General features: G+C 71.9%; 15 protein-coding genes and 1 pseudogene. 11 read left to right on the top strand and 5 right to left on the bottom strand.

The features are described from left to right. Nucleotides 1–366 precede the first annotated feature (366 nt). A pseudogene (whiG, locus tag ACWDBE_RS31595) lies at nucleotides 367–1,151 on the top strand (RNA polymerase sigma factor WhiG). Between the two features lie 139 nt (nucleotides 1,152–1,290). Further along, on the top strand, nucleotides 1,291–1,875 hold the full coding sequence (locus ACWDBE_RS31590) for a TetR/AcrR family transcriptional regulator (RefSeq protein WP_449809691.1): 585 nt from the start codon (nucleotides 1,291–1,293) through the stop codon (nucleotides 1,873–1,875). A gap of 137 nt (nucleotides 1,876–2,012) precedes the next feature. On the opposite strand, the gene ACWDBE_RS31585 is transcribed toward ACWDBE_RS31590, so the two are convergent. Next, nucleotides 2,013–2,657, bottom strand: a complete 645-nt coding sequence (locus ACWDBE_RS31585) for a murein hydrolase activator EnvC family protein (protein WP_449791324.1) — start codon at nucleotides 2,655–2,657, stop codon at nucleotides 2,013–2,015. A gap of 688 nt (nucleotides 2,658–3,345) precedes the next feature. On the opposite strand from ACWDBE_RS31585, the gene rpsB reads away from it, so the two are divergent. From rpsB to rlmN, 6 genes are all read left to right on the top strand, one after another. Next, the gene (rpsB, locus tag ACWDBE_RS31580) at nucleotides 3,346–4,203 is read left to right on the top strand and encodes a 30S ribosomal protein S2 (protein WP_355254733.1); all 858 of its coding nucleotides are present in this window, start codon (nucleotides 3,346–3,348) and stop codon (nucleotides 4,201–4,203) included. A 129-nt stretch (nucleotides 4,204–4,332) separates the two neighbouring features. Further along, a complete protein-coding gene (gene tsf, locus ACWDBE_RS31575; protein ID WP_449791326.1) occupies nucleotides 4,333–5,172 on the top strand; it encodes a translation elongation factor Ts in 840 nt (279 codons plus the stop codon). Nucleotides 5,173–5,433: 261 nt separating this feature from the next. After that, nucleotides 5,434–6,198 carry a UMP kinase gene (gene pyrH / locus ACWDBE_RS31570; RefSeq protein ID WP_329929692.1) on the top strand — a complete coding sequence of 255 codons (765 nt, stop codon included), beginning with the start codon at nucleotides 5,434–5,436 and terminating at the stop codon, nucleotides 6,196–6,198. 97 nt (nucleotides 6,199–6,295) lie between these two features. After that, nucleotides 6,296–6,853: a ribosome recycling factor gene (gene frr, locus ACWDBE_RS31565; protein ID WP_360348875.1), complete on the top strand. Its 558-nt coding sequence runs from the start codon at nucleotides 6,296–6,298 to the stop codon at nucleotides 6,851–6,853. Nucleotides 6,854–7,134: 281 nt separating this feature from the next. Then, nucleotides 7,135–8,346 (top strand): phosphatidate cytidylyltransferase, encoded by a 1,212-nt coding sequence (locus tag ACWDBE_RS31560; RefSeq protein ID WP_449791346.1) that lies wholly within the window; start codon nucleotides 7,135–7,137, stop codon nucleotides 8,344–8,346. A 90-nt stretch (nucleotides 8,347–8,436) separates the two neighbouring features. Further along, a complete protein-coding gene (gene rlmN, locus ACWDBE_RS31555) occupies nucleotides 8,437–9,537 on the top strand; it encodes a 23S rRNA (adenine(2503)-C(2))-methyltransferase RlmN (protein ID WP_392883789.1) in 1,101 nt (366 codons plus the stop codon). Between the two features lie 33 nt (nucleotides 9,538–9,570). Here the strand turns inward: rlmN and ACWDBE_RS31550 are convergent, their stop codons facing one another. The 4 genes from ACWDBE_RS31550 to ACWDBE_RS31535 all read right to left on the bottom strand — a co-directional run bounded on the left by ACWDBE_RS31550 (nucleotide 9,571) and on the right by ACWDBE_RS31535 (nucleotide 13,623). Next, entirely contained in the window at nucleotides 9,571–10,722 is a 1,152-nt protein-coding gene (locus ACWDBE_RS31550) for a hypothetical protein (protein WP_449791327.1), read from the bottom strand. A 55-nt stretch (nucleotides 10,723–10,777) separates the two neighbouring features. Then, on the bottom strand, nucleotides 10,778–11,533 hold the full coding sequence (locus ACWDBE_RS31545; protein ID WP_449791328.1) for an ABC transporter ATP-binding protein: 756 nt from the start codon (nucleotides 11,531–11,533) through the stop codon (nucleotides 10,778–10,780). A 225-nt stretch (nucleotides 11,534–11,758) separates the two neighbouring features. After that, the gene (locus ACWDBE_RS31540; RefSeq protein ID WP_449791329.1) at nucleotides 11,759–13,153 is read right to left on the bottom strand and encodes an aspartate aminotransferase family protein; all 1,395 of its coding nucleotides are present in this window, start codon (nucleotides 13,151–13,153) and stop codon (nucleotides 11,759–11,761) included. Continuing rightward, the gene (locus ACWDBE_RS31535) at nucleotides 13,150–13,623 is read right to left on the bottom strand and encodes an Lrp/AsnC family transcriptional regulator (RefSeq protein WP_030243538.1); all 474 of its coding nucleotides are present in this window, start codon (nucleotides 13,621–13,623) and stop codon (nucleotides 13,150–13,152) included. Before ACWDBE_RS31535 ends, ACWDBE_RS31540 begins: the two co-directional genes overlap by 4 nt. Nucleotides 13,624–13,921: 298 nt before the next feature. Between ACWDBE_RS31535 and ACWDBE_RS31530 the strand changes: the two genes are divergently transcribed. From ACWDBE_RS31530 to ACWDBE_RS31520, 3 genes are all read left to right on the top strand, one after another. After that, nucleotides 13,922–15,367 carry a gamma-aminobutyraldehyde dehydrogenase gene (locus ACWDBE_RS31530; protein ID WP_449791330.1) on the top strand — a complete coding sequence of 482 codons (1,446 nt, stop codon included), beginning with the start codon at nucleotides 13,922–13,924 and terminating at the stop codon, nucleotides 15,365–15,367. 145 nt (nucleotides 15,368–15,512) lie between these two features. After that, on the top strand, nucleotides 15,513–16,871 hold the full coding sequence (locus ACWDBE_RS31525; protein ID WP_449791331.1) for an aminotransferase class III-fold pyridoxal phosphate-dependent enzyme: 1,359 nt from the start codon (nucleotides 15,513–15,515) through the stop codon (nucleotides 16,869–16,871). 86 nt (nucleotides 16,872–16,957) lie between these two features. After that, on the top strand, nucleotides 16,958–18,160 hold the full coding sequence (locus ACWDBE_RS31520) for a polyamine ABC transporter substrate-binding protein (RefSeq protein WP_449809678.1): 1,203 nt from the start codon (nucleotides 16,958–16,960) through the stop codon (nucleotides 18,158–18,160). Nucleotides 18,161–18,162: the final 2 nt, after the last annotated feature.

The raw sequence follows: 18,162 nt of genomic DNA, 5'->3' as shown, positions 1-18,162 counted from the left end.
GACACAGAGTGACCGGTGGCGCTCGGTCCTCGGGGGGGCCGCGGACCGAGCGGCGCCCCGTGCCCGACTTCCCGTCCAAGTCGGCGGGGACGATGGGAGGCCTGTCGCGCCAGGTCGGCCGGCCGACGGTGGCGCCCCAGCCTGCGGATGCGGTCCGGGGTGCAGAGCCGGTCCAAGGCGCCGACGCGACCGGTCCCGCCGGCGCGCCCGTCGGGGCGCCCGCCGGCGCACCCCCCGGCGCGGCCGTGGCCGGTGCGCCCAGGCCGCCCGACAGCGCGCCGGTTCGGTCCGCTGCCGTTCAGGTGTTCGCCTCTCCGGTGTCCCCGCTCCGCCGGGAGCGGGTGGAGGGCGGCGGTCAGGGGCCGGATGCCAGGGAGGCCGCGGCCCAGGGCCGCACCGCGCTCGAAGAGCTCTGGCGCTCCTACAAGGAGACCGGTGACCAGCGGCTGCGCGAGCAGCTGATCCTGCACTACTCACCGCTCGTCAAGTACGTGGCCGGCCGGGTCGGGGTCGGGCTGCCCTCCAACGTCGAACAGGCGGACTTCGTCTCCTCCGGGGTCTTCGGGCTGATCGACGCGATCGAGAAGTTCGACATCGATCGCGCCATCAAGTTCGAGACCTACGCGATCAGCCGCATCCGCGGGGCGATCATCGACGAGCTGCGGGCCCTGGACTGGATCCCGCGTTCGGTGCGGCAGAAGGCGAAGGCGGTCGAGCGGACGTACGCGACGCTGGAGGCCCGGCTGCGCCGGACGCCGCACGATCCCGAGGTCGCGGCCGAGATGGGCATCGCGATCGAGGACCTCCACGCCATCTTCAGCCAGCTGTCGCTGGCCAACGTGGTGGCGCTGGACGAGCTGCTCCACCCGGTGGGGGAGGGCGGCGACCGGCTGAGCCTGATGGACACCCTGGAGGACCACGGCGCCGACAACCCGGTCGAGGTGGCCGAGGACCGCGAACTGCGCCGGCTGCTGGCCCAGGCGGTCAACACCCTCCCCGAACGGGAGAAGACGGTGGTGACGCTCTACTACTACGAGGGCCTCACCCTCGCCGAGATCGGACAGGTGCTGGGGGTGACGGAGAGTCGGGTGAGCCAGATCCACACCAAGTCCGTCCTCCAGCTGCGCGCCAAGCTGTCGGACATCCGATAGGGCGTCGGCAGTCGGGCGTCCGCCGTCGGTCACGGGTGGCCGGTCGCCGGGCCCGCGCGTCCTCCTGATGCGCGGCGCCGTATCGGTCGGAGGTAGGGCTCCGTAGAGTGGGAGCGTGCCGAAGATCCGAGCGGCCACGGTGGCCGAGCATCGCCAGCTCCAGCGGGCAGCCCTCCTCGATGCTGCCCGCGTCCTGCTTGCCGAGGGTGGCATGGAGGCCCTGACCTTCCCCGCGCTCGCGGCGCGCACCGGGCTGGCGCGCTCCTCGGTCTACGAGTACTTCCGGTCCCGCGCCGCCGTGGTCGAGGCGCTCTGCGAGGTGGACCTCCCGCTCTGGGCGGCCGAGATCGAGGCCGGGATGGAGAGCTGCGACACCGCCGTCGAGCGGATCGAGGCCTACGTCCGGGGCCAGCTGGCGCTCGCCGCCGATCCCCGGCACCGGGCGGTGGTGGCGATCTCGGCGCTGGAGCTCGACGAGGCCGCGCGGGAGCGGATCAGGTCGGCGCACGGCAGGCTGGCCGGTCTGGTCGGCCGGACCCTGGAGGACCTCGGCCACGAGCAGCCCCGGCTCGCCGCGGCCCTGGTGCAGGGCGTGGTGGAGGCGGCGACCCGCAGGGCCGAGCAGGCCGAGGCAGGGGGCCGCACCGGCTGTGCCGTCGAGAGCCCCGAGGAGATCGCCGATGCCGCGGTCGCGATGGTGCTGCACGGGCTCGCCCGGCCCTGAGCCGACCCGGTCGGCTCCGCCCGCGGCCCGACTTCCGGCTCCGCCCGCAGTCCCCGGGCTCCGCCATCGTCCTTGCCCTCACCCTCGCCGTCGCCCCGCACCCGCGTCCTTCGCCGACGGGCGTGCGGCGAGACGCCCTACCCGTCTCCGCCCTTCAGCGGCAGCAGCCGCGCCGTGCCCGCGCCGAACAGGGCCAGCGGGTCGAGGTAGCGGTCTCCGCGCAGCAGCCCCCAGTGCAGGCAGTCGTGCTCGGCGCAGTGCCTTCCGTCCGGAGCGAGCAGTCCGATCGTCTGTCCGGCGGCCACCGTGGTGCCGACCGGGACCGTGCCGGTGACGGGCAGGTAGGTGGTCCGGAGCGCGGGAGAGCCCGAGCCGGGATGGGAGACGGTCATCACCGGCCGTCCCGCCACCAGCCCGGAGAAGGCGACCACTCCGGGAGCCGCCGCCCGGACCTCCGCCCCCGGTGTCGCGGCGAGGTCCACTCCCCGGTGTCCGGCGGCCCAGACCTTCGCCGGCGGCTCGAACCGGCCCAGCACCGCGCCAGGCCCGCCCACCGGCCAGGCGCGCGCACCACTCCGCCCGCCCCCACCCCCGTCCGCGCCCGAGCGCGGGACGCCCGAGCGCGGGACACCGACGGCCTCGGGCCCCCTCGAAACCCCTGTGGCCCGCACCGCCCCCGCGACCCCGGTAGCCCCCGCAGCCCCTGACACCCCCGGCAGCGCGAGCACGAGCACGAGCACCACCGCCACCACCACCCCGCCGAACCACCCGCGACCAGTCATGTCCGCAGGCTCGCCGTCGTGCTGTTCCCGCGCCACCCACATCCGGATTCCTGTGGACAAACCCCCCTCGGGCCCGCACGCCATCACTGCGACGGGTGTACGGACTCCGCCATCCGGTGTACAAACGGCATACCGGCGACGGACCGGGGCAGGCGGCCGACCGGCCGGCACCACCCCCGCGTCCGCCCCCCCACCCACCTCCGCGTCCGCTCCCGCGCCCGCGCCCCGACGTCCGCCCGAGCGTCCGCTCCCGAGTCCGTCACACGGCCCACCCTGACCCCGTCGCAGCCCCACGGGAACGCGACCGCAGCCCCGTCGGTACCCGCCCTTCTCGGCCGTTCCCCGGGCTCCTCCCAGGTCCTCGGCGGGCCCCCGGCCACGCGTGGAGTCGCTCGCGCCTCGGCGCTTCCCGTACACTTCACACGCGACCCGGTCCGCCGGGTCGACTTCGCACGCCCCGCCACCGGCGGTCGGACGCGGTTCGTCCGCAGCCCCGCCAGGTGCGAGTGCCGCTCGGTCCGCCGAGCCCGACCGGCCCCCGGGCCGCCAGGGTGGAGCGGCTCGGCACGTTCGGGGCGTCAGGCGTGGCTGTCACCTGGCCGCCACGGACAAACCGAGCCTGACCCGGCTGTGGGCGATCGCTGCGAGGCAGTGCCGCCGCCGGGCCGTAACACCAAGGAGTACGGCAATGGCCGTCGTCACGATGCGGGAGCTGCTGGAGAGCGGCGTCCACTTCGGTCACCAGACCCGCCGCTGGAACCCGAAGATGAAGCGCTTCATCATCACCGAGCGCAACGGCATCTACATCATCGACCTCCTGCAGTCGCTGAACTACATCGACCGCGCCTTCGAGTTCATCAAGGAGACCGTTGCCCACGGCGGCAGCGTCCTCTTCGTCGGCACGAAGAAGCAGGCCCAGGAGGCCATCGCCGAGCAGGCCACCCGCGTGGGCATGCCCTACGTGAACCAGCGCTGGCTCGGCGGCATGCTGACCAACTTCTCGACCGTCTACAAGCGCCTCCAGCGCCTGAAGGAGCTCGGCGAGCTGGACTTCTCGGACGTGGCCGGCTCCGGCCTCACCAAGAAGGAGCTCCTGGTCCTCCAGCGCGAGCACGACAAGCTGGAGAAGACCCTCGGCGGTATCCGCGACATGCAGCGCGTTCCCAGCGCCGTCTGGATCGTGGACACCAAGAAGGAGCACATCGCGGTCGGCGAGGCCCGGAAGCTCAACATCCCGGTCGTCGCCATCCTCGACACCAACTGTGACCCGGACGAGGTCGACTACAAGATCCCGGGCAACGACGACGCGATCCGCTCCGTCACCCTGCTGACCCGCGTGATCGCCGACGCCGTGGCCGAGGGCCTGAAGTCCCGCGCCGGTGTCGCCAAGGGCGACGCCAAGGCCGAGCCGGGTGCCGACCAGCCGCTGGCCGCCTGGGAGAAGGACCTCCTCGAGGGCGAGAAGAAGGCCGAGGAGGCCCCCGCCGCCGCCGAGGCCCCCGCCGCCGAGGCTCCGGCCGCCGAGGCTCCGGCCGAGCAGGCCTGACGTACCAAGGGTGAGGGGCACCCGCCGGTACGAAGCCGGCAGGTGCCCCTCTCTCCCGCGCCGGGGCCGAACCACCGGTCCCGGCGCCACTCCACGCAGACACGCGAGACGCGAGAAGAGATTCACACCATGGCGAACTTCACCGCCGCGGACGTCAAGAAGCTCCGTGAGCTCACCGGCGCCGGCATGATGGACTGCAAGAAGGCCCTGGACGAGGCCGAGGGCAACGTCGAGAAGGCCGTCGAGCTTCTGCGCATCAAGGGCCAGAAGGGCGTTGCCAAGCGCGAGGGCCGTGACGCCTCCAACGGCGCCGTCGCCGCGCTGATCGCCGAGGACAAGAAGTCCGGCGTTCTGGTCGAGCTGAACTGCGAGACCGACTTCGTCGCCAAGGGTGACAAGTTCGTCGAGGTCGCCGACGCGATCGCCGCCCACGTCGCCAAGACCGCCCCGGCCGACCTGGACGCCGCCCTGGCTTCCGAGATCGAGGCCGGCAAGACCGTCCAGCAGTTCGTGGACGAGGCCAACGCGACCCTGGGCGAGAAGATCGTCTTCCGTCGCTTCGCCCAGTTCGACGGTGACGGCTTCGTCGCGGTCTACCTGCACAAGACCAGCCCCGACCTGCCGCCGGCCGTCGGCGTCCTGGTCGAGCTGGACAAGGAGAACGCCGAGGTCGCCAAGGACGTCGCGCAGCACATCGCCGCCTTCGCCCCGAAGTACCTGTCCCGCGAGGAGATCCCGGCCGAGGCGCTCGAGAACGAGCGTCGCGTCGCCGAGGCCACCGCCCGCGAGGAGGGCAAGCCCGAGGCCGCCCTGCCGAAGATCGTCGAGGGTCGCGTCACCGGCTTCGTGAAGGAGAACTCCGTCCTGGAGCAGGCCTTCGCGAAGGACAACAAGAAGTCCGTCGCCAAGGTCCTCGAGGAGAACGGCGTCGCCCTGAAGCGCTTCGCCCGCTTCCGCGTCGGCGCCTGAGCCACGTTCCACCTGGTCCCCGGCCCCCTTAGGCTGGGAACCGCCCCCGCCCGCTGACCGGGGCGGGAGGAACGCCGAACGGGCTCACCCCGCGCCTACCGCCAACGGGCGGGCTCGCGTCGGCACCATGAACGACGAGGAGGCCATTGCCGTGCAGGACACCGAACCGGTTCCCGCGGCAGTGGCCTCCTCGCGTGTACGCGCAGGCCGGGCATCCGCACACCCGCGCCTGTGACCAGTAGGTGCAAAAAGGAGAAGTCCATGCAGGAGACGCAGGAGACCGCGCAGGACCCCAGGGACGGCTCGCGCCGCCGGGTGCTGCTCAAGCTGTCCGGTGAAGCCTTCGCCGGTGGCGGCGGGCTCGGCGTCGACCCGGACGTCGTGCACGCGATCGCCCGCGAGATCGCCACGGTCGTCCGCGCCGGTACCGAGGTCGCGGTGGTCATCGGCGGCGGCAACTTCTTCCGGGGTGCCGAGCTCCAGGTCCGCGGCATGGACCGGGCGCGCTCCGACTACATGGGCATGCTCGGCACCGTGATGAACTGCCTCGCGCTGCAGGACTTCCTGGTCAAGGAGGGCATCGAGACCCGGGTCCAGACCGCCATCACCATGGGCCAGGTCGCCGAGCCGTACCTGCCGCTGCGGGCCGTCCGGCACCTGGAGAAGGGCCGTGTGGTGATCTTCGGCGCCGGTATGGGCATGCCGTACTTCTCGACCGACACCACGGCCGTCCAGCGCGCCCTGGAGATCCACGCCGACGTCCTGCTGATGGGCAAGAACGGCGTGGACGGCGTCTACGACTCCGACCCGCGGACCAACCCGGACGCGGTCAAGTTCGACGCGCTGGAGTACTCCGAGGTCATCGCGCGCGACCTCAAGGTCGCCGACCTCACCGCGATCACGCTGTGCAAGGACAACAACCTTCCGATGCTGGTCTTCGAACTGCTGGCGGAGGGCAATATCGCGCGCGCGGTGAAGAGTGAGAAGATCGGCACACTCATCAGCCAGGATTCTGTCCGGGCCTGAGCAGCAACCAGCCGTACCGGTCGGCGCCGACACCGTGACGGTCGGCGCGCCGACACCGGTCGGAACAACAGCAGATGAACCGGACAGGGAGACCACAGTGATCGAAGAGACCCTCCTCGAGGCCGAGGAGAAGATGGAGAAGGCCGTCCTGCACGCCAAGGACGACTTCGCGGCCATCCGCACCGGCCGTGCGCACCCGGCGATGTTCGCCAAGATCGTCGCGGAGTACTACGGCGCCAAGACCCCGATCAACCAGCTGGCGTCGTTCTCGGTGCCGGAGCCGCGGATGGCGGTCGTCTCGCCGTTCGACAAGACCGCGCTGAAGGCCATCGAGCAGGCGATCCGCGACTCCGACCTGGGCGTCAACCCGTCCAACGACGGCTCGATCATCCGCGTGGTGCTGCCCGAGCTGACCGAGGAGCGCCGCCGGGAGTTCATCAAGATCGCCCGTACCAAGGGCGAGGACGCCAAGGTCTCGATCCGTTCGGTGCGCCGCAAGGCCAAGGACGCCATCGACAAGCTGGTGAAGGACGGCGAGGTCGGCGAGGACGACGGCCGCCGTTCCGAGAAGGAGCTCGACGACACGACGGCCAAGTACGTGGCCCAGATCGACGAGCTGCTGAAGCACAAGGAAGCCGAGCTGCTCGAGGTCTGATGAACGACGCCCCTGACGCCCCCGGCTACTGGGGCCCGTCCGACCAGCAGTTCCAGCCCTACCGCCCGGCGCCGCACCCGCAGGACGCCCGTACCCCGGCCCACCCGGTGCCGGGGTACGGCGTGCAGCCGCCGCCGGTCCAGGGACACCCCGGCCACCCGGGCGGCCACGCCGTGCCCCCGGGTGCGCCGGGTGCCGCCCACGGGGCCCCGGGCCTCCGTTCGGATCAGCCGCAGCAGCCTCCGGTGTACTGGGGCGGCGACGCGGAGGAGACTCAGGTCATGCCTCCCGTACCGGCCGAGCCCGGCCCGCCCGACCCCGGTCGGGCGGCCGCCCACGGCAGGCCCGCGGCCCACGGTCGGCCCGCCCCCGGCGGACCGGCCGAGCCCGGCGAGGGGCAGGCCGGGGAGTCCGGCCGGCTGAGCGGCCCGCTGTTCCGGGACGAGCAGTCCGAGCCGGCGCCGCCCGGCGTGACCGAGACGGTCGTGCTGCGCGCGATATCCGGAGACGCCATCCCCGCCCCCGGTCACGGCACCCCGCCGCACCCGGGGGCACCGGTGCATCCCGCGCCGCCGGCGAACCACCTGGCGGCCGGGCAGCCCCACTACGTGCCGTCGTCCCACCCAGGGCAGGAGACACCCGTGGCCGCCCAGCCCGCCCCGCAGCCGCAGCCGCGCAAGCAGCGCGGCGGCCGTAACCTCCAGGCCGCCATAGGCGTGGGCGTCGGCCTCGGTGCGGTGATCGTCGCCTCGCTGTTCGTGGTGAAGGCGCTGTTCCTGGTCGTCGTGATGGCCGCGGTCGCGGTCGGCGTCTGGGAGCTGACCAGCCGGCTCGCCGAGCGCAAGCAGATCAAGGCGCCGCTGGTCCCGCTGGTCGTGGGTGGCCTCGCCATGGTCGCCACCGGCTACTGGGCCGGCATCCAGTGGGCCGCCGCCTCGCTCGCGCTGACCGGGCTGGCGGTGATGGTCTGGCGGATGGCCGAGCCGCCGGAGGACTACCTGCGGGACATAACGGCAGGTGTGTTCACGGCCTTCTACGTGCCGTTCCTGGCCACCTTCGTGGCGATGATGCTGGCGGCCGACGACGGCCCCCAGCGGATCGTGCTCTTCCTGATCGTGACGATCTGCAGCGACACCGGCGCCTACGCGGTGGGCTACAAGTTCGGGAAGACCAAGCTGGCCCCGACGATCAGCCCGGGCAAGACCCGCGAGGGCCTGGCCGGCGGCATCGCCCTGTCGATGCTGGCGGGCGCGCTGCTGATGGAACTGATCATCGACGGCGGCAGCTGGTGGCAGGGCCTGATCCTGGGCGGCTGCGCGGCGGTCACCGCGACCCTGGGCGACCTGGGCGAGTCGATGATCAAGCGCGACCTCGGGATCAAGGACATGGGCACGCTGCTGCCCGGCCACGGCGGCATCATGGACCGGCTGGACTCGCTCCTGCCGACCGCCCCGGTGGTCTGGCTGCTGCTGGCGGCCTTCGTCGGCAGCTGACCCGCGCCGTCGAGCCGTACGAGACGTACGAGCAGGGCCCCGGACGCCTGGCGTCCGGGGCCCTCGCGCGTCTGCGACACTGGAACAACCATGCCTAAGCCCGGAGAACTCACCTTTGTCGCGCCGCGCGGCGCCAAGCCCCCGCGACACCTCGCCGACCTGAGCCCCGCCGAGCGCAAGGAGGCCGTCGCCGAGCTGGGCGAGCAGCCGTTCCGCGCCAAGCAGCTCTCCAACCACTACTTCGGCCGGATGTCGAACGACCCGGCGAGCTGGACGGACATCCCCGCCGCCAGCCGGGAGAAGCTGACCGGGAGCCTGCTGCCCGAGCTGATGTCGGTGGTCCGGCACGTCTCCTGCGACGACGACGCCACCCGCAAGACGCTCTGGAAGCTCTTCGACGGCACGCTCGTGGAGTCCGTGCTGATGCGCTACCCGGACCGGGTCACCATGTGCATCAGCTCGCAGGCCGGCTGCGGCATGAACTGCCCGTTCTGCGCCACCGGCCAGGCGGGGCTGACCCGCAACCTGTCCACCGCCGAGATCGTCGAGCAGATCGCGGCCGGGATGCGCGCGCTCAAGTCGGGGGAGATCCCCGGCGGCGAGGCGCGGCTGTCCAACGTGGTCTTCATGGGCATGGGCGAGCCGCTGGCCAACTACAACCGGGTGCTGGCCTCGATCCGCCGGCTGACCGACCCGGCGCCGGACGGCTTCGGCCTGTCCCAGCGCGGCATCACGGTCTCCACCGTCGGCCTCGTCCCGGCGATGCACCGGTTCGCGGACGAGGGCCTCAGCTGCCGTCTGGCGCTGTCGCTGCACGCCCCGGACGACGAACTGCGCGACGAGCTGGTGCCGGTGAACACCCGCTGGAAGGTCGCCGAGGTGCTGGACGCGGCGTGGAACTACGCGGAGAAGTCCGGCCGCCGGATCTCCATCGAGTACGCGCTGATCAAGGACATCAACGACCAGGCGTGGCGGGCCGACCTGCTCGGCCGGCTGATCAAGAACCGTCGGGTGCACGTCAACCTGATCCCGCTGAACCCGACCCCCGGCTCCAAGTGGACGGCCTCCCGGCCCGAGGACGAGCGCGAGTTCGTCCGTCGGCTCCAGTCGCACGGCGTGCCGACGACCGTCCGCGACACCCGCGGCCAGGAGATCGATGGCGCCTGCGGTCAGCTCGCCGCGGCGGGCTGAGCCCCGCTCCGCGGGAACGACCGGCGCGGGCCCCTACCGGAGCCCGGCGGCCGCCAGCGCGGCGGTCGCCCCGCCGGTCAGCAGCAGGGTGCTGCCCACCGCGAGGGTGCGCAGCGCGACCGCGCCGAACAGCAGCCGGGGCGAGGTGCCGAGGCGCAGCAGCGCGTCGGTGACCTCCCGGCGGTCGGCGCGGACCTCGGCGAGCCGGGTGACCACCGCGGCGGCCGCGCAGCCGAGCACCAGGCAGGCCTCGACCGCGGGCAGCGCGTCGGCGCTGTCCGGCGTGCCGATCCAGTAGCGGATGGTGGTGAGCACCAGCGCCACGGCGAGGGTGAGCACGGCCAGCGGCGCACCGAGCCGGCGGGCCTGGGCGGTGAGGCCGCGCCCGGCCAGCAGCCGCAGCGGGGTGGGCCGTCCGACCGCGAGCAGCCGCCCGGTCCAGGCCAGCAGCGGACCGGTGAGCAGGGCGAGGCCGAGCGCGCTGGCCGCCCAGCCGCCGAGGGCGGCGGTGCTGGTGGTGCCGAGTCCGGCGGGCAGGTGGATCGGGCGGCCGTCGACGGCGGCGCCGGGCCGCAGGGCGATGAGTTCGAGCGCGGCGCCGATCACGCCCAGCCCGGTCGCCAGGGCGATCCGCCAGACGCCGAAGCCGGTCGGGGCCTGGGTGCGGCCGCCGGGCAGGGTCTCGGTGACGGGCACCGCGAGGGCGGCGGCGGTGCCGGCGGTGAGCGGGACCAGGGCGAGCAGGACGACCGGCGCGGCGGCCGGCAGCGGCACGCCCATGCCGAGGTCGAGGGCGAGCCCGGGGCCGGCGATGTCGTTGCGCAGCACCAGGAAGAGCAGCAGGGTGAGCACGCTGCCGAGGGTGCAGGCGAGCGCGACCTCGCCGGCGATCAGCGTCCGGATCCGGCGGGAGCCGGCCCCGGCGGCGGTGAGGCCGGCGATCCGCTCGGGCCGTCGGGCGGGCACCGCGCGGGCGGCGACGGCCGCGAACCAGGCGACGGCGGCGAGCGGGGGCAGGCACCACAGCAGCCGGGCCAGCGGGTCGCCGCCGTCGATCGGGTCGCTCATCGCCCGGCCGAGGGAGCGCAGCAGGAAGGCGGCGACCACGGCGGCGGCCAGGGCGGTGAGCAGCCAGCGGCCGAGGTCGGGCACCCGGTAGCCCCGGGCCAGACGGAGATAGAACACGTCGACTCTTTCAGCGGCTCGGCTTCGGCAGCTCGGTTTCAGCGGCTCGGCGTCGTCAGCGGCGGGTGGCCGTGACGGCGGGCGCTCCGGCGGCTCCGGGGGCGGCGGAGCCGCGGGGGACGGGGGCGACGGGGGCGGTGAGCCGTCCGTCGACCAGGGCGACGGCGCGGTCCGCGAACCGGACGAGCTCGGGGTCGTGGGTGGCCAGGACGAGGGTGAGCTGGTGGGACCTGGCCGCGCTGGTCAGTATCCGCATGACCTGCTCGGCGGCCTCGCGGTGCAGCGGGGCGGTCGGGTCGTCGGCGAAGACGACGGGTGGCAGCGGGGCCAGGGCGCGGGCGACGGCGACCCGTTGGCGGCGGCTCTGGATCAGCCGCTCGGGGCGCAGCCGGGCGCAGTCGCCGACGTCGAGGCGCTCCAGCCACTCGTCGGCGGCGGTGTAGGCGGCCTTGTTGCCGGCCCCGGCGAGCAGCAGCGGCAGGGCGACGTTCTCCCGGGCGGTCAGTTCGGGCACCAGGTGGGGCTCGGAGCCGACGAAGCCGAAGCGGTCGCGGCGCAGCCGTTCGCGGCCGGCCCGCTGGAGGGTGTGCACGGGGGCGCTGTTGAACCAGACCTCGCCCTCGTCGACCGGGAGTTGGGCGGAGAGGCAGCCGAGCAGGGTGCTCTTGCCGGAGCCGCGCGGGCCGGTGACGGCGAGCACCTCGCCCTCGCGGACGCCGATCGAGATGCCGCGCAGGGCGGGGGTGCCGTCATGGGACTTGACGATCCCTCGGGCCCACAGCACGTCGTTGTCAGGCGGTGCCGCTGACATGAGGATCCATCCTGGGTGGCCGCAGGGATATGACAGTCGTCAGATTAGAACGACCGGGGCGTGTCGCGGTTGCGGCGCACTGGTCCATCACGGGCATATCACCCGCATTCAGGCATGTTTGGTCGTACGACTGTGATGTTGCACCGGCGGGGGAGACGCCGAAGGGCGGCCTCGCGGGGAGCGGGGCCGCCCTTCGGCGGAGGGTGGGGAAGAAGGCTCAGGTGATCAGATCTTCGCCCACGCGTCGGTGAGGCTGGTCCGCAGGATCTGCTCGATCTCGTCGAAGGTCGACTGGTCGGAGATCAGCGGCGGGGCCAGCTGGATGACCGGGTCGCCACGGTCGTCGGCGCGGCAGTACAGGCCGTTGTCGAAGAGGGCCTTCGACAGGAAGCCGTAGAGGACGCGCTCGACCTCTTCGTCGTTGAACGACTCCTTGGTGACCTTGTCCTTCACGAGCTCGATGCCGTAGAAGTACCCGTTGCCGCGGACGTCGCCGACGATCGGCAGGTCGCGCAGCTTGTTCAGGGTGCCCAGGAACGCGGCCTCGTTGTCGAGCACGTGCTGGTTCAGGCCCTCGCGCTCGAAGATGTCGAGGTTGGCCAGCGCCACCGCGGAGGAGACCGGGTGGCCGCCGAAGGTGTAGCCATGCAGGAAGGTGTTGTCGCCCTTGTAGAACGGCTCGGCGAGGCGGTCCGAGATGATCGTGGCGCCGATCGGGGAGTAGCCCGAGGTCATGCCCTTGGCGCAGGTGATCATGTCGGGCTGGTAGCCAAACTTGTCGGCGCCGAACATGGTGCCCAGGCGGCCGAAGGCGCAGATGACCTCGTCCGAGACCAGCAGCACGTCGTGGCGGTCGCAGATCTCGCGCAGGCGCTGGAAGTACCCGGGCGGCGGCGGGAAGCAGCCACCGGCGTTCTGCACCGGCTCGACGAAGACGGCGGCGACGGTCTCGGCGCCCTCGTTGAGGATGGCCACCTCGATCTCGTCGGCGCACCAGCGGCCGTAGGCCTCGGGGTCGACCGTGCCGTCGGGGCCCTCGAGGAAGGCCGGGGCGCGGTAGATGTTGGTGTTCGGGGCCTTGTGGGTGCCCGGCACCAGCGGCTCGAACGGGGCCTTCAGGCCCGGCAGGCCGGTGATGGACAGGGCGCCCTGCGGGGTGCCGTGGTAGGCGACGGCGCGCGAGATGACCTTGTACTTGGTCGGCTTGCCGGTCAGCTTGAAGTACTGCTTGGCGAGCTTCCAGGCGGTCTCGACGGCCTCGCCGCCACCGGTGGAGAAGAAGACCTTGTTCAGGTCGCCCGGGGCGTAGTTGGCCAGGCGCTCGGCCAGCTCGACGGCCTTCGGGTGGGCGTAGCTCCACACCGGGAAGAAGGCGAGCTCCTTGGCCTGCTTGGCGGCGGCCTCGGCGAGCTCCTCACGGCCGTGGCCGGCCTGGACGACGAACAGGCCGGCGAGGCCGTCGAGGTACTTGCGTCCCTTGTCGTCCCAGACGTAGGTGCCCTCGCCCTTGACGATCGTCGGCACGGGGGAGTTCTCGTACGACGACATGCGGGTGAAGTGCATCCACAGGTGGTCGTAGGCGGTCTTGGAAAGGTCCTTCTGCGCCGGGTCGGCTGTCATCGGGTGCCCCAGGTGTAGGTCTGTTTCCGGAGCTTCAGGTAAACGAAGCTCTCGGTGCTCCGCACGCCGGGAAGGGCGCGGATGCGCTTGTTGATCAGTTCGAGCAGGTGCTCGTCGTCCTCGCAGACCAGTTCGGCCAGGAGGTCGAACGAGCCTGCGGTGCAGACGACGTAGTCGACCTCGTCGAGGGCGGCCAACGCGTCGGCGACGGGCTCGATGTCACCCTCGACCCGGATGCCGACCATCGCCTGGCGGGTGAAGCCGACGGTGAGCGGGTCCGTGACGGCGACGATCTGCATCACGCCCTGGTCGAGCAGCTTCTGGACGCGCTGCCGCACAGCAGCCTCGGACAGGCCGACGGCCTTGCCGATGGCGGCGTACGGGCGGCGCCCGTCCTCCTGGAGCTGCTCGATGATCGCCTTGGAGGCGGCGTCGAGGGGAACGCTGGCGTTCCGGTCGCGGTTGGCCACGCGGCCACTGTGCCTGATCGCCCGCGTGTTCGCAAGCGTGGAAGCTGCTGATTTCGTCGTGATCTTGGAAAACGTGTGCGGATTTCATCGCTGAAGCGCACTCGGTCTGTCGATACCGGCAGTCGTGCGGCTACGCTGGCACGGTACGCGCGCGACCCGAGGGCCGGCGCACGTACCGCCACCCAGTGGACCGCGCCGCTCCTGGCACGGCCACTCGGGACCCTTCGTACGCCGGATCCGCCGACGTACCATTGCGCCGGAATCTGCAACGCCGCAGGCCCAGACCGAGGAGAGATCCGTGAGCGACCTTCGCACGCTGCGCAACTACATCAACGGTGAGTTCGTCGACGCGGCCGACGGCCGCACGCTCGACATCGTCGACCCGACCACCGGCGAGGTGTACGCGACGTCGCCGCTGTCCGGTGCCGCCGACGTCGACGCGGCCATGGCCTCCGCCGACGCCGCCTTCCCGATCTGGCGCGACGCCACCCCGAGCACCCGGCAGAAGCTGCTGCTGAAGATCGCCGACGCGGTCGAGGCCCGGGCCGACGAGATCGTCGACACCGAGGTGCGCAACACCGGCAAGCCCCGCGCGCTGACCCTCTCCGAGGAGATCGGCCCGATGGTGGACCAGATCCGGTTCTTCGCCGGTGCCGCCCGCATGCTGGAGGGCAAGGCCGCGGGCGAGTACATGGACGGGATGACCTCGATCATCCGCCGCGAGCCGGTCGGCGTCTGTGCCCAGGTCGCGCCGTGGAACTACCCGATGATGATGGCCGTCTGGAAGTTCGCCCCGGCCATCGCCGCGGGCAACACCGTCGTGCTGAAGCCCTCCGACACCACCCCGGCCTCCACCGTGCTGCTCGCCGAGATCATCGGCGGCGTGCTCAAGGAGCTGGAGCTGCCGGCCGGCGTCTTCAACGTCATCTGCGGTGACCGCGAGACCGGCAAGCTGATGGTCGAGCACAGGACCCCGGCGATGGCCTCCATCACCGGTTCGGTGCGCGCCGGCATCTCGGTCGCCGAGTCCGCCTCCAAGGACGTCAAGCGCGTCCACCTGGAGCTGGGCGGCAAGGCCCCGGTCGTGGTCTTCGAGGACGCCGACATCGCCGAGGCCGTCGAGGGCATCTCGGTGGCGGGCTACTTCAACGCCGGCCAGGACTGCACCGCCGCCACCCGCGTGCTGGTGCACGAGTCGATCCACGACGCCTTCGTCGAGGCGCTGGCCAAGGCCGCGGCCGAGACCAAGACCGGCGGCGTGGACGACGAGGACGTGCTGTACGGCCCGCTGAACAACGCCAACCAGCTGAAGCAGGTCTCCGGCTTCATCGAGCGGCTGCCCGCCCACGCCAAGGTCGAGGCCGGTGGCCACCGGGTCGGTGACCAGGGCTACTTCTACGCCCCGACCGTCGTCTCCGGTCTGAACCAGGACGACGAGATCATCCAGAACGAGGTCTTCGGCCCGGTCATCACCGTGCAGAAGTTCACCGACGAGGACCAGGCCGTCGCGTACGCCAACGGCGTCGAGTACGCGCTGGCCTCCTCGGTGTGGACCAAGGACCACGCCCGCGCCATGCGGATGTCGCGCCGCCTGGACTTCGGCTGCGTCTGGATCAACACCCACATCCCGCTGGTCGCCGAGATGCCGCACGGTGGCTTCAAGAAGTCCGGCTACGGCAAGGACCTGTCGGCGTACGGCTTCGAGGACTACACCCGCGTGAAGCACGTCATGACCGCGATCTGATCGCTCCGAAAGGTCAGCTGATGTGACGGTGGGCCCGGGTCATCTCGACCCGGGCCCACCGCCTTTGCATCCTGTCGACGGTTGGCGCGACCGGCTGACACGATGGAACTGCCCTTCGGGGACGGGCCGCCCTAGCCTTACCGGCATGAGCATCCCCACCGCTGACTCAGCCGCCGGCCAGGCCGTCAAGGCCGCCGACCGCGCGCACGTCTTCCACTCGTGGTCCGCCCAGGCGCTGATCGACCCCCTCGCGGTGGCCGGCGCCGAGGGCTCGTACTTCTGGGACTACGACGGCAACCGCTACCTCGACTTCTCCTCGCAGCTGGTCAACACCAACATCGGCCACCAGCACCCCAAGGTGGTCGCCGCGATCCAGGAGCAGGCGGCGAAGCTCTGCACCATCGCCCCCGGCTTCGCGGTCGAGTCGCGCAGCGAGGCCGCCCGGCTGATCGCCGAGCGCACCCCCGGCGACCTGGACAAGATCTTCTTCACCAACGGCGGTGCCGAGGCCAACGAGAACGCCATCCGGCTGGCCCGGCTGCACACCGGCCGGCAGAAGGTGCTGTCCACCTACCGCTCGTACCACGGCGCCACCGCCAACGCGATCGCCCTGACCGGCGACCCGCGGCGCTGGCCCAACGAGAGCGGCGTCTCCGGGGTGGTGCACTTCTGGGGGCCGTACCCCTACCGCTCCAACTTCCACGCCGAGAACGAGGTGCAGGAGTGCGAGCGCGCGCTGGAGCACCTGGAGCAGGTGATCGCGTTCGAGGGGCCCGGCACCGTCGCGGCGGTCATCCTGGAGACGGTGGTCGGCACCGCGGGCATCCTGGTCCCGCCGGCGGGTTACCTGGCCGGGGTGCGGGAGATCTGCGACCGCTACGGGATCGTGTTCATCCTGGACGAGGTGATGGCCGGCTTCGGCCGCACCGGCGAGTGGTTCGCCGCCGACCACTGGGGCGTCACCCCGGACCTGCTCACCTTCGCCAAGGGTGTCAACTCGGGCTACGTGCCGCTGGGCGGCGTGGCGATCAGCGCCGAGATCGCGGCCACCTTCGCCGAGCGGGCCTTCCCCGGCGGGCTCACCTACTCCGGCCACCCGCTGGCCTGCGCCTCCGCGGTGGCGACCATCACCACCATGGCGGAGGAGGGCATCGTCGAGAACGCCAGGCACATCGGCGAGACGGTCCTCGGCCCCGGCCTGCGCGAGCTGGCCGAGCGGCACCCGTCGGTCGGCGAGGTCCGCGGCCTCGGCGTGTTCTGGGCGCTCGACCTGGTGAAGGACCGGGAGACCCGTGAGCCGCTGGTGCCCTACAACGCGGCCGGCGCCGACAACGCGCCGATGGCCGAGCTGGCCGCCGCCTGCAAGCAGCGCGGGCTCTGGCCGTTCGTCAACATGAACCGCTTCCACGTCGTCCCGCCGTGCACCGTCACCGAGGAGGAGGCCAAGACCGGCCTCGCGGTCCTGGACGAGGTGCTGTCGCTCACCGACGCGCACACTGTCTGACGTACCCAGACGTACCAGACGTACCTACCAGGACGGCCCCGAGCACGCGCGTGCCCGGGGCCGTCCCACGCTCCGGAAGGCCGCTCATGCCCAGCCGCACCACCCTGACCCGCCGTCCCGTCGACTCCCGTGCCGTCCGCCGGCGTTCCGTGCTCGGCGGCGCCGCGCTGCTCGGCGCCGGCACGCTGACCGGCTGCGGCATCCCGTCCGCGTACGTGGCCGAGGACCGCCGCTCGGCCCCCGACCGCTCGGAGAGCGACAAGCGGCTCGCCTTCTCCAACTGGACGCAGTACATCGACACCGACGACGCGGGCGGCCGCCCGACCCTGGACGCGTTCAGTGAGAAGTCCGGGATCGAGGTCACCTACACCGAGGACATCAACGACAACGACGAGTTCTTCGGCAAGATCAGCCCGGTGCTCACCCAGGGCGCCGCCCCCGGCCGGGACCTGATGGTGATCAGCGACTGGATGGCCGGACGGTACGTCTCGCTGGGCTGGGTGCAGGCCATGGACCGGGGCAACCTGCCCAACGTCACGGCCAACCTGGACCCGCAGCTCGCCGACCCGGCCTTCGACCCCGGGCGCAGGCGCAGCGTGCCGTGGCAGTCCGGGATCACCGGCATCGCCTACAACCGCAAGGCGCTCGGCCGCGAGATCAGGTCCACCGCCGACCTGTGGGCGCCCGACCTCAAGGGCCGGGTCACGCTGTTCGCCGGGCTGGACGAGGCGCTCGGGCTGCTGATGCTCTCCCAGGGCGCGGACATCGCGAAGTTCAGCGACGACGACGCGCGCAGGGCGATGGACCTGGTGCAGAAGGCGGTCGACAGCGGCCACGTCCGGCGCTTCACCGGCAACGACTACACCAGCGACCTCGCCTCCGGCGCGGCGCTCGCCTGCCAGGCGTACTCGGGCGACGCCGTCCAGCTCACCGCCGAGAACCCGGACATCGAGTTCGTGGTGCCGGAGGAGGGCGGCGAGCTGTGGGCGGAGAGCCTGATGATCCCCAACCGGGCCGCCCACAAGCGCAACGCCGAGCTGCTGATCGACTACTACTACCAGCCCGAGGTGGCGGCCGAACTCGCCGCGTTCGTCCAGTACATCTGCCCGGTGCCGGCCGCCCGCGAGGTGCTGGCGGACAGCGGCGACAAGGAGAAGGCCGAACTCGCCGAGAACCCGCTGGTCTTCCCGACCGAGGAGATGCGCGCCCGGCTGCACACCATGCGCGACGTCGCCTCGGCCGAGCGGCCCGAGCTGCACAAGGTCTGGGGCCGCATCACCGGGGTGTGATC

Source organism: Kitasatospora sp. NPDC001132, from assembly GCF_053598415.1.
The sequence above is the reverse complement of the archived record's forward strand: the minus strand, read 5'-3'. Positions and strand labels throughout refer to the sequence as shown.

Excerpts from the sequence above, each read along its gene's own strand:
- ACWDBE_RS31585 (WP_449791324.1), bottom strand. The coding sequence starts at position 2,657 with ATGACTGGTCGCGGGTGGTTCGGCGGGGTGGTGGTGGCGGTGGTGCTC.
- rpsB (WP_355254733.1), top strand. The coding sequence starts at position 3,346 with ATGGCCGTCGTCACGATGCGGGAGCTGCTGGAGAGCGGCGTCCACTTC.
- tsf (WP_449791326.1), top strand. The coding sequence starts at position 4,333 with ATGGCGAACTTCACCGCCGCGGACGTCAAGAAGCTCCGTGAGCTCACC.
- pyrH (WP_329929692.1), top strand. The coding sequence starts at position 5,434 with ATGCAGGAGACGCAGGAGACCGCGCAGGACCCCAGGGACGGCTCGCGC.
- ACWDBE_RS31560 (WP_449791346.1), top strand. The coding sequence starts at position 7,135 with ATGCCTCCCGTACCGGCCGAGCCCGGCCCGCCCGACCCCGGTCGGGCG.
- rlmN (WP_392883789.1), top strand. The coding sequence starts at position 8,437 with ATGCCTAAGCCCGGAGAACTCACCTTTGTCGCGCCGCGCGGCGCCAAG.
- ACWDBE_RS31545 (WP_449791328.1), bottom strand. The coding sequence starts at position 11,533 with ATGTCAGCGGCACCGCCTGACAACGACGTGCTGTGGGCCCGAGGGATC.
- ACWDBE_RS31540 (WP_449791329.1), bottom strand. The coding sequence starts at position 13,153 with ATGACAGCCGACCCGGCGCAGAAGGACCTTTCCAAGACCGCCTACGAC.
- ACWDBE_RS31525 (WP_449791331.1), top strand. The coding sequence starts at position 15,513 with ATGAGCATCCCCACCGCTGACTCAGCCGCCGGCCAGGCCGTCAAGGCC.
- ACWDBE_RS31520 (WP_449809678.1), top strand. The coding sequence starts at position 16,958 with ATGCCCAGCCGCACCACCCTGACCCGCCGTCCCGTCGACTCCCGTGCC.